8 protein-coding genes and 3 pseudogenes are annotated in these 11,564 nt (G+C 53.6%); 9 read left to right on the plus strand and 2 right to left on the minus strand.

All coding sequences use genetic code 11. The features are described 5' to 3' along the window. The 9 genes and pseudogenes from JCM16496_RS24365 to JCM16496_RS19550 form a co-directional block, all read left to right on the plus strand. Nucleotides 1-489: DUF4114 domain-containing protein (locus JCM16496_RS24365; RefSeq protein ID WP_244440502.1), on the plus strand; the 489-nt coding region annotated here is incomplete at its 5' end. A 5-nt stretch (nt 490-494) separates the two neighbouring features. Further along, nucleotides 495-1,115, plus strand: a complete 621-nt coding sequence (locus JCM16496_RS24370; protein WP_244440503.1) for an LruC domain-containing protein — start codon at nt 495-497, stop codon at nt 1,113-1,115. Between the two features lie 146 nt (nt 1,116-1,261). Continuing rightward, nucleotides 1,262-1,741 (plus strand): hypothetical protein, encoded by a 480-nt coding sequence (locus JCM16496_RS19520; RefSeq protein ID WP_025836248.1) that lies wholly within the window; start codon nt 1,262-1,264, stop codon nt 1,739-1,741. Further along, a pseudogene (gene bioA, locus JCM16496_RS19525) lies at nt 1,738-3,974 on the plus strand (adenosylmethionine--8-amino-7-oxononanoate transaminase). Before JCM16496_RS19520 ends, bioA begins: the two are co-directional and overlap by 4 nt. 162 nt (nt 3,975-4,136) lie before the next feature. Continuing rightward, nucleotides 4,137-5,325, plus strand: a pseudogene (locus tag JCM16496_RS19530) (8-amino-7-oxononanoate synthase). A gap of 6 nt (nt 5,326-5,331) precedes the next feature. Next, nucleotides 5,332-6,021 (plus strand): pimeloyl-ACP methyl esterase BioG family protein, encoded by a 690-nt coding sequence (locus tag JCM16496_RS19535; RefSeq protein ID WP_025836249.1) that lies wholly within the window; start codon nt 5,332-5,334, stop codon nt 6,019-6,021. Then, nucleotides 6,006-6,782: a malonyl-ACP O-methyltransferase BioC gene (gene bioC / locus JCM16496_RS19540; protein WP_128809745.1), complete on the plus strand. Its 777-nt coding sequence runs from the start codon at nt 6,006-6,008 to the stop codon at nt 6,780-6,782. The genes JCM16496_RS19535 and bioC overlap by 16 nt, the downstream gene beginning before the upstream one ends. Then, on the plus strand, nt 6,782-7,429 hold the full coding sequence (gene bioD, locus JCM16496_RS19545; RefSeq protein ID WP_025836251.1) for a dethiobiotin synthase: 648 nt from the start codon (nt 6,782-6,784) through the stop codon (nt 7,427-7,429). The genes bioC and bioD overlap by 1 nt, the downstream gene beginning before the upstream one ends. Before the next feature lie 29 nt (nt 7,430-7,458). Beyond that, a complete protein-coding gene (locus JCM16496_RS19550; protein ID WP_025836252.1) occupies nt 7,459-8,631 on the plus strand; it encodes a glycosyltransferase in 1,173 nt (390 codons plus the stop codon). Between the two features lie 219 nt (nt 8,632-8,850). Here the strand turns inward: JCM16496_RS19550 and JCM16496_RS19555 are convergent, their stop codons facing one another. Together JCM16496_RS19555 and JCM16496_RS19560 are read right to left on the minus strand one after the other, a co-directional pair. Continuing rightward, a complete protein-coding gene (locus tag JCM16496_RS19555; protein ID WP_025836253.1) occupies nt 8,851-10,095 on the minus strand; it encodes an ABC transporter permease in 1,245 nt (414 codons plus the stop codon). Between the two features lie 117 nt (nt 10,096-10,212). Then, a pseudogene (locus JCM16496_RS19560) lies at nt 10,213-11,411 on the minus strand (pyridoxal phosphate-dependent aminotransferase). Between the last annotated feature and the right edge of the window lie 153 nt (nt 11,412-11,564).

The raw sequence follows: 11,564 nt of genomic DNA on the forward strand, positions 1-11,564 counted from the left end.
TACAACCCGTATACCAAATGGTTTGGAAGTGGTAACAAATATTTCCAATATGACGCTCCCATAGAGAAGAATACAAAAATACAACTTCTGTATCGGGACGAAAACGATAACGTCTCCACCACATTCCCGGCAGGATATACCATAGGATATTTCATCATCCCCAATGGATATACCCCCAATAAAGGTATCGACTACTCTAAAAATTATATATATTCCAATAAAGAATGGAACAAGATATATGCAGGCCAGCAGGCCCGCTTTATCTCCCTCTCCGCCAGCAACGGCACGATAGTCTATGGAGTAGAAGATGGCGATGACACCAGCTATGAAGACATACTGTTCTGTATCGATGCCAACCCCAATGAAGCCATTCAAGACCCGGACCGCCCGGTCATAGACCCGGAAGAACCTACGGTGACGAGCTCTGAAACAACCTACGCACGTATGCCTACGAAGACATCTGGCCCAATGGCGGTGACTATGACTTGAACGACGTGATTATCGAACACAAACGGGCCATTTCATTCAACAGCAACAATTATGTGCTGAAGGTGGAAGACACCTTTGTACCCGTACAGAAAAGTGGTGCCGCCGCATACTCCAACGCATTTGCCGTGCAATATGTGGCCAGCCAGCGAGGCAGCATGGAACTGCCTGCCGGAGCAGTCGATGAAACAGAAACCTCTTCTGTCATCCTATTCCCCGATGCAAAGTCTGTGCAGGGCAACGAATTTACCGTAACCCGTACATTTGCAGACAACACATTGCCTAAGAAGAATCTGGAAACCGACTTGAACCCGTTCATCATTGCCCAGTATACAGCCGGAGCCGACAACCGGACAGAAGTGCATCTGCCCAAGAAGAAAGCGACCGGCAAAGCCAACACAGAGCAAATCGGAGCCGAAGACGATGCCTACTACATCAACAAGGACGGCAAATATCCATTCGCCATCATGCTGCCGGCCACAACCGGCACGGAAGGCCCCATCCGGTTCACTCCGGCAAAGGAAACCGTACGCATCGACCTGGAGTATCCCGATTTCACCAAATGGGTAGAGTCCAATGGCGCCACCAATAATGACTGGTATCTGTACTACCAGTCGTCCAAAGAGTGAAATCCTACGACATTCCTTAAAGAAGAGCCGCGCAATAGTTGCATTTGCGCGGCTTTTTTCATGCACGACCATTACCGTTATGAAATTATTTTTTCTACATTTGCATCCGCTAAAAGAAAACAAAACCGCATCAGGCTGAAAAAAACATGAGGAATACATCACCCGCCGCACCTACCATCCGCTTCCGCCGCTGGAGCAGAAAAGCCTACGCTGCATTTGCCAGCATAGGGCGGTGTGTCACCATCGGTTGCCTGCGCAAAAGCGTGGCAGACAGCTCTCTGTCCAAACAGAAGGCTGCGGGAACCGCCGGACATGCCGGATGCGGGGATGAGAGTGCCTGGAAAGGGGAAACGGAAGGAAGGGAAACCGACACCGGCATTCCGCCGGGTAGCAGCAGCGCCCTGACAAGCATACTCACGGAGCCGGGAACGAACCGGCACATTCTTTTTGAAACACAAGTCATCCGCCCCTGCGGGAATACGGGCGGACAAGACACATACAGCCTGAAACAAGAGAGAACAAGAGGTACGGATTACCGGAAGCCATGCAGCAGAATGACAAGCTGCACCACCCCGGCAATCCGTACCTCTGTCTTTATCCACGAACTTAACCCAAGAAAGATATGACCCTACAGAAGTTGAAGGAACAAGTGCTGCGCGGCAGCCACATCAGCAAGGAAGAAGCCGAATGGCTGGCCATGCAACCCGACAAGGCGGCACTGTACGAAGCCGCCCACGAGATAACCCGGACTCTGGCCTCGGAGGAGTTCGACATGTGCTCCATCATCAATGCCAAGTCCGGACGATGCCCGGAAAACTGCAAGTGGTGTGCACAGTCGTCGCACTACAAAACCCAGGCAGACGTGTACGACCTGGTAGACAAAGAAGAATGCCTGCGGCATGCCCGGCATAATGAAGCCCAGGGCGTGGCACGTTTCTCGCTGGTGACCAGCGGACGGAAGCCCTCCTCCAGAAACATGGAGAAACTGTGCGAAGCCGCCCGGCACATGCGCCGGCACTCGTCCATCCAGCTATGCGCATCACTGGGACTGCTCGACGAAGACGAAATGCGGGCACTGCACGACGCAGGCATCACCCGCTATCACTGCAACCTGGAGACAGCCCCCTCCTACTTTCCCCAACTGTGCAGCACGCACACGCAGGAAGAGAAGCTGCGCACCCTGCAAGCCGCCCGCAACGTAGGCATGGACATCTGCAGCGGCGGCATCATCGGCATGGGCGAGAGCATGGAGCAACGCATCGAATTCGCCTTCACACTGCGCGAGCTGGAAGTACAGTCCATCCCCATCAACCTCCTGAGCCCCATCCCCGGCACACCGCTGGAACGGCAGGCTCCACTCAGCGAGGAGGAAATACTGACCACCATCGCCCTCTTCCGCTTCATCAACCCGACGGCTTTCCTCCGCTTTGCCGGGGGACGCTCGCAACTGAGCAAGGAGGCCGTGAAGCAAGCGCTGCACATCGGTATCAACTCTGCCATCGTGGGCGACCTGCTGACAACACTCGGCTCGAAAGTGTCGGAAGACAAAGTGCTGATAGAAGATGCCGGATACCGGTTCTGCGGCTCGCAGTTCGACAAAGAGCACCTATGGCACCCCTATACCTCCACCACCAACCCGCTGCCGGTGTACAAGGTGAAACGTGCCGAAGGCGCCACCATCACCCTGGATAGCGGAGAAACACTCGTAGAGGGAATGTCGTCGTGGTGGTGCGCCGTCCACGGGTACAACCACCCTACGCTGAACCGGGCGGCAGAGGAACAGCTGGGCAAGATGTCGCATGTGATGTTCGGAGGGCTGACACACGACCCTGCCATCGAACTGGGCCAGTTGCTGCTACCGCTTGTCCCGCCGTCCATGCAGAAGATATTCTATGCCGACTCGGGCTCGGTGGCAGTGGAGGTGGCCTTGAAAATGGCCGTGCAGTACTGGTATGGCAAGGGAAAGGCGAAGAAGAACAATTTTGTGACTATCCGTTCGGGCTATCACGGGGATACATGGAATGCCATGTCTGTCTGCGACCCGGTGACGGGCATGCACTCGCTGTTCGGGGCATCATTGCCGGTGCGCTATTTCGTGCCGCAGCCGCGCTCGCGCTTCCACGGCGAATGGGATGAACGGGATGCGGCGGAACTGCGGAAACTGGTAGAGGAGCATCACGAGGAACTGGCAGCGATTATCCTCGAGCCTGTGGTGCAGGGTGCCGGCGGCATGTGGTTCTACCACCCCCGGTACCTGCGCGAAGCGGCACAGATATGCAAGGAGCATGGCCTGCTGCTGATATTCGATGAGATAGCCACCGGCTTCGGACGGACGGGAAAACTCTTTGCCTGGGAGCACGCGGGTGTGGAACCGGACATCATGTGCATAGGAAAGGCCATAACGGCGGATACATGACACTGTCTGCCGTACTGACGACGAACGAAGTGGCAGATACCATCTCCAATCACGCGCCGGAGGTGTTTATGCACGGCCCCACCTTTATGGGGAATCCACTGGCATGCGCCGTGGCGTGCGCTTCGGTGAAGCTGCTGACCTCGCCCGAATACGACTGGCAAGGCAAGGTGACCCGCATCAGCCGGCAACTGCAGGAAGAGCTTGAACCGGCACGCCGATTGCCGCAAGTGGCAGATGTACGTGTGCTGGGAGCCATCGGGGTGATTGAGACCAAAAAGCCCGTAGACATGGCGTGGATGCAAAAACGCTTCGTTGAGGAGGGAATCTGGGTACGCCCGTTCGGAAGACTGGTATACCTGATGCCTCCGTTCATTATAGAGCCGGAACAGTTGAGGAAACTGACGGGAGGGTTGATGAAAATCATACAGGAGATGAATAGTTGATGAGGGTGTATCTAAACGGGAAAAAACACAAATTACACGAATTACACAAATATTTTTTTGCTGTTAATTCATTATTAGCATATTATATTTTCTCTAATTCGTGTGATTTGTATTCAAATATTCATCACATGACACGCCCTTGATAAAGTAATGCATACACGTATGAATACAATAGGATATATGCAGCAAGAGCTGCAAACACTGAAAGAACAGAACAACCTGCGCCGCCTGCCGCAACTGACGCACGAGGGGCGCACGGTTGTAGCCGATGGCCGGCGCATGCTGAACCTTTCGTCCAACGACTACCTGGGCCTGGCTGCCGACCACCAGCTGAGGGAAGAATTCCTGCAGACACTGACCCCGGACACCTTCCTGCCCACATCCTCCTCCTCCCGCCTACTGACGGGGAACTTCGGGATTTACGAAGAGCTGGAGACGGAACTCGCCACACTTTTCGGCACAGAGGCAGCACTGGTGTTCAATAGCGGCTATCATGCCAATATGGGGATTCTGCCCGCCGTGAGCAATGCACAAACCCTGATACTGGCAGACAAGCTGGTGCACGCCAGCATCATCGACGGCATCCGCCTATCCACCGCACGCTGCATCCGCTTCCGCCACAACGACCTGGTGCAACTGGAACGCCTGCTGGAACAGTACCATACCGAATACAGCCAGCTGATTATCGTCACGGAAAGCATCTTCAGCATGGACGGTGACCAAGCCGACCTCACGGCATTGGTGCGTTTGAAAAAAAGATACCCCAACGTACTGCTCTATGTGGACGAAGCCCACGCCTTCGGCGTAAGGGGCAAGCATGGCCTGGGCTGCGCCGAAGAGACCGGAACCATCTGCGACATAGACTTCCTGGTGGGCACCTTCGGCAAGGCAGCGGCATCGGCAGGTGCTACATCGCCTGCTGCCGGACGATACGCGAGTATCTCGTCAACCGGATGCGAACCCTCATCTTCACCACGGCACTGCCTCCGACAAGCATTGCCTGGACACTGTTCATCGTGCGGAAACTTGCCGGCATGCAAGACCGCCGCGAGCATCTGGCAAGAATCAGCCGGACGCTGCGCGAAGCATTACAAGCCAAGGGGTACGGATGCCCCAGCGCAAGCCATATCGTCCCCCTAATTATCGGCCCCAGTGCCGACACCGTGCTGTGCGCCGAAATGCTGCAAAGGCATGGGTTCTATGCACTGCCGGTACGCCCGCCCACGGTGCCCGAAGGGACATCACGCATCCGCTTCTCGCTGACGGCAGACATACGGAAGATGAGATTGGAGAACTGATACCCCTTATTCCCCTAAAGGAAGAAAGGAATACCAACGCTATACGATTCTAAAAACAGATGAAACAAAGTTACATTATACACGAGCATCATCCCCGGCTGTTGCTGTTCTTTGCCGGCTGGGGAGCCGATGAGACACCTTTCAAAATGTATCGTCCGGCAGCCAGCGACTTCATGGTGTGCTATGACTACCGCACACTGGACTTTGACGCCTCCGGACTGGAAGAATACCGCGAAATTAACCTCATCGGCTGGTCTATGGGGGTATGGGCGGCTTCGCAGACCGTGCCACAGCTCTCATCGCCAGGTACGTCCGGCGAAGGCATCCATCTGGCAAACAGCATCGCCATCAACGGAACGCCCTACCCCATAGACCAGCATATGGGCATTCCACCCGCCATCTACCACGGGACATTGGACGGACTGACCGGGGCTTCACTGCACAAATTCCTCCGCCGCATGTGCGCCAACGGAGCAGCCTTCAAAGCTTTTCTGGAAATCACTCCCCGCCGTCCGCTGGAAGAGTTGAGAGATGAGTTGACGGAGATTGAGAAGATGTACCACACACTGCCTGCCGCCACCTTCCACTGGCAGCAGGCGGTAGCGGGAAGCAACGACCGCATCATTCCGCCAGCCAACCAGCTGCAAGCCTGGAAGACACTCGGCACCCCCGTGCTGCAAACGGAGGATGCCCACTACCAGGAAGAGTTATTCAGACATTACCTGCAAGACCTATGGACAAGCCACTGAACCCGATGGACAAACAACTGATAGCCGCCCGCTTTGCCAAAGCCCGGAATACCTATACCCGGGAGGCCCGCGTGCAGCAACAAGTCGCCGAGAAGATGATGCAGCTCATAAAGGAACCATACACACGTTTCCGCCGTGTCGTAGAGTTTGGCTGCGGAACGGGAAGCTACTCGCGTATCCTCCTACACACCTTGCAACCGGAAACCCTGCTGCTGAACGACTTGTGCCGGGAAATGGAGGAGTGCGTCAAGGAACTTTGCGACGGCACTACCGTGCAGTTCGTCCCCGGTGATGCCGAAGCCATCGACTTCCCCGGAGAAACCGACCTGATAACCTCGTGCTCCACCCTGCAATGGTTCGACGACCCAGGCGCTTTCTTCACCCGCTGCCACCAAGCACTGTCGGCAGACGGCCTGCTTGCCTTCAGCACCTTCGGCGCTACAAACATGCACGAGATACGCCAACTGACGGGGCACGGGCTGGACTATCTCTCCGTGGAGGAGCTGCAAGCCCTGCTGTCTACCGGCTTCGACATCCTACATGCCGAAGAAGAGGTGATATCCCTGCCCTTCCCCACTCCCCAGGCAGTGCTGAAGCATCTGAAGCAAACCGGAGTGACGGGTACGGAAAAAAGGATGTGGACGCGTAGCCGCCTGCAATCCTTCTGCGAAGAATACACAACCCGGTTCAGTGATGCCGCAGGCAACGTAAGCCTGACCTATCACCCTATTTATATCATCGCACGAAAAAAGACTGAATAATGGAAACAAAAAACATCTACTTCATCAGCGGCATCGATACGGATGCCGGAAAAAGCTATTGCACCGCCTGGTATGCCCGTGAGCTTATGCAACGCGGCCTGCGCGTCATCACCCAAAAGTTCATCCAGACCGGCAACACCGGCCATTCCGAGGACATCGACCTGCACCGCCGCCTCACCGGAACCGGCTACCTGCCGGAAGACAAAGAGGGGCTGACCATGCCCGAGATATTCTCCTACCCCTGCTCCCCCCACCTCGCCGCCCGCATAGACAAGCGCCCGATAGACTTCGGAAAAATAGAGCGTGCCACCAGGGAACTTTCCCGACGCTATGACGTCGTGCTCGTAGAAGGCGCCGGAGGTCTGATGGTTCCCCTCACCGAAGATTTCCTGACGATAGACTACATTGCGGAGAAGCAGTACCCGCTTATCTTCGTCACCTCCGGAAAGCTGGGCAGCATCAACCACACCCTGCTGAGCCTGGAAGCCATCAAGCACCGGGGCATCGCGCTCGATACGGTACTCTACAACCTCTATCCCACGGTGGAGGACAAGACTATCCAGGAAGACACGATGAAATACATCAAGCGGTATTTGTCCAAGCACTTTCCCGGAACAAAGTTTGAGGTAGTGCCGGAAATTGTGTAAATTTGCAGCACATAAACGTCCTACTGCACATGGAAGCATTTACATTAGATTCAACTGAAATTATCGTACTCGCCGCGGCGGGTGGCCTGTTCCTTATTCAAATTATCTACTACCTCTGTCTCTACAACCGTATTCATGCGCGCAGCCGTGCCGTGAAGCAGGGAGACACGCACTTCACCCAGGAGCTGCCCCCTATATCCGTCATCATCTGCGCCCGCGAGGAATCCGAGAATCTGCGCCGCAACCTGAGCGCCGTGCTGGAGCAGGACTATCCCCAATTCGAAGTCATCGTCATCAAGGACGGCAATACCGATGAGAGCGAGGATTACCTGACCATCCTTGAGGAGAAATATCCCCATCTCTACCACAGCTTCGTACCCGACTCCTCCCGCTACATCAGCCGCAAGAAGCTGGCCGTGACGCTTGGAATCAAGGCCAGCAAATATGAATGGCTGGTGTTTACCAATGCCCACTGCATGCCCCAAAGCAACCAATGGCTGCGACTGATGGCACGCAACTTCACGTCACGTACCCAAGTGGTGCTGGGATACAGCGGCTACGAACGCGGCAAAGGCTGGCTGCACAAACGGGCGGCATTCGACAATCTGTTCACTTCCATGCGCTATCTGGGATTTGCCCTGGCAGGCAGCCCCTACATGGGCATCGGACATAACCTGGCCTACCGGAAGGAACTCTTCTACCGGCAGAAAGGATTCTCCGCACACCTCAACCTGCAACGGGGAGACGACGATTTGTTCGTCAACCACGTGGCTACGCCGGAGAACACGCGGGTGGAAACGGATGCCAATGCCATTGTGCGCATGCAGCCGCTTCAGCGTGCCAAAGACTGGAAAGAAGAGAAAATAGGCTACGCCTCTACAGCACGGCTGTATCATGGAATGCAACGCTGGCTGGCCGGTTTTGAGACCCTGACCCGCCTGGCATTCCACGCATCCTGGATAGCCGCGATGGTCATCGGCATTCTGCACTTCCACTGGCTGGCAGCAGGTGTCGCTTTCCTTTTGTTCCTGCTCCGTTTCACCATGCAGGCCGTCATCGTGAACAAGACCGCCCGCGACCTGGAAGAACAGCGCAGATATTACTTCACACTGCCGGTCTTCGACCTATTGCAGCCTATACAGTCTTTGCGCTGGAAATGGTATTGTCTGTTCCGTAAGAAAAGCGGTTTTCTGAGGAAATAGCAACCACCCGACTTTAGCCCGCTATTCTCCGCACAACCGGAATAGCGGCTTATCCACCCAAAAAGCAACGCACTGAATATCAATGCTTATAAACTTTATTATTCTTCACTGAGGATAAAGCTCCGCTTTACTGCGGATAAACTATCGGTTTACTGCGGATAAACCATCAGTTTATTCCCGATAAACTATCAGTTTATTGCCGATAAAGCACCGCTTTATCTACTCATATCTCATGGAATCGGCGGGATGGATGCGTGTAATAAGGAATGAAGGACCCAGCAACATCAGGACCGAAGCCAACAATGTGCCGACATTCAGCAGCAGGAACAGCCAGATATTGAAAGATACCGGGACAGTAGCCATGTAATAGGTTTCAGGGTCGAGCTTGAACAAGCCGGACCATCGCTGCACGAAATAGAATGCAAGGCCGATAATGTTCCCCCAAAGCATGCCTTTCCCGATGAGGAAAACCGAAAACCAAAGGAAGACTTTACGAATGGTAAAGTTATTGGCTCCCAAAGACTTCAGCACGCCTATCATGGAGGTACGCTCTATGATGATAATCAGCAGGCCGGATACCATGGTGAAACCCGCCACCCCAACCATCAGAATAAGAATGACCCAGATGTTGACATCCAAGATGCCCAGCCAGGCAAAGATTTGGGGATTGAGCTGCTCTACATTACGGACACAATACTCGGCGCCATAGCGGTCGGGACGTTCGTCCGTATCGGCAGCTATCTCATAGGTGGTTTCTTCCAGCTTGTCATAATCGCGTATTTCCAGCTCCACACCGCTCACCTGGTCCGGCTCCCAGTTGTTCAGGCGATTCACCAGATAGAGGTCGGTAAGCAGGAATAGGTTGTCGTATTCGGAGAAGTTGGTTTGGTAGATACCTACAATCTTCAGGCGGCGAGCACGCACATCGTCCTGGATGAAGTAGGTGTCTATCTTGTCACCAAGTTTCAATTGCAGCTTGTTGGCAAGAGACTTTGAGATGACTACGCGGTTGGACGAAGCGGAATCGCTGAATTGCGGAAACTCCCCCTCCAGCAGATGGCGGTGGAAAAAGGTGCTGTCATACTCCTGCCCCACACCTTTCAGCACCATTCCCTGAAAGGCATCGGCGGTCTTTATCATCCCCGGCTTGGTGGAGTAGCGTTGTACATGCTTCACTTCGGGATAATCGGAAAGCGCAGCCATCATGCTGTCGCCCACCACCACCGGGCGCGTCTCATAAGAGCGTGCAGCATCCAGGTTGCCTATCTGGATATGGGCACCGAAACCCACGATTTTATCCCTTATCTCGCTCTTGAAGCCGACAATGACGGACACGGCAATAATCATCACCGCCAGTCCGAGGGCAATGCCAATCATGGCGATAAGTACGGCAGGGCGGGAAACTTGCTTGCTTGGTTCAGAATTCTGATAAATACGCTGTGCTATAAAACGAGATAGATTCATAAGCCATTATTTTTTAGGCGCGGATTACGCGGATTACACGGAAGATTTGAAACAAACGTCTTTATCTTAAGTTTTCCGTGTAATCCGCGTAATCCGCGCCTAATGAATTATTTCATTTTATTCGGTTCGTCCCGGATAGGCTTCCAATGCTTTTTGCAGGACAAACAAGGCGCGAGTCAAATCTTCCTTCTTCAGTACGTATGCGATACGCACTTCATTGCGACCGGAACCCGGCGTAGTATAGAATCCGGAGGCAGGAGCCATGAACACCGTCTGTCCCTCGTACTCGAACTCCGACAGACACCAAGCACAGAACTTGTCGGAATCATCTACCGGAAGCTTTGCCACCGTATAGAATGCTCCCATCGGGATGGGCGAATATACGCCCGGTATGCGGTTCAATCCGTCAATCAGGCATTTACGGCGTTCCACGTATTCATCGTATGTGTCGCGCAGATAATCCTCATCGGCATCCAGTGATGCTTCTGCGGCAATCTGGCCTATCAACGGAGGACTGAGACGCGCCTGGCAGAACTTCATGACGGCATCCCTGATTTCCTTGTTCTTCGTTATCAGGCACCGATGCGGATGCCGCACTCCGAATAGCGCTTGGACACGGAATCTATCAGCACCACATTGTTCTCAATGCCTTCCAGATGGCAGGCAGAGATATAAGGAGAACCCGTATAAATAAATTCACGGTACACCTCGTCCGAGAAGAGGAACAAATCGTACTTCTTCACAAGGTCGCGAATCTGGTTCATTTCACGGCGTGTATAGAGGTAACCCGTAGGATTGTTGGGATTGCAAATCAAAATAGCACGCGTGCGCTCGTTAATCAACTCCTCGAACTTCTCTACCTTGGGCAACGAGAAACCCTCTTCGATGGTCGTGGCAATGGTGCGTATCTTGGCTCCGGCAGAGATGGCAAACGCCATATAATTGGCATAGGCCGGCTCGGGAACAATGATTTCATCCCCCGGATTGAGGCAAGCCAGGAAAGAGAACAACACCGCCTCCGAGCCGCCGGAAGTGATGATGATGTCGTCTGCAGTCAGATTGATATTGTACTTTGCATAGTAACCCACCAACTTCTCGCGGTAACTGCGATATCCCGCACTGGGACTGTATTCCAGAACTTTCCGGTCGATGTTCCGTATCGCTTCAATCGCGACTTCCGGAGTAGGCAGGTCGGGTTGACCGATGTTCAGGTGAAATACATGTATACCCCTCTGCTTGGCAGCATCTGCCAGAGGAGCCAGTTTTCTGATAGGAGATGCGGGCATCTCCATTCCGCGAATAGATATTGTTGGCATGAGGTTATTTACGATTTTACTATTTACTATTTACGATTGATATTGCTATCACTTTATCATTAAAGTTGCAAATGTAGCGAATTATTTGAAACCCCAAGGAAGGCTGGACCATAAAAACTTTAAAAAACTTATCTATCGTAAAAACTGAAGAGT

Origin of the sequence: Bacteroides rodentium JCM 16496, assembly GCF_000614125.1 — a bacterium.
Lineage (GTDB): Bacteria > Bacteroidota > Bacteroidia > Bacteroidales > Bacteroidaceae > Bacteroides > Bacteroides rodentium.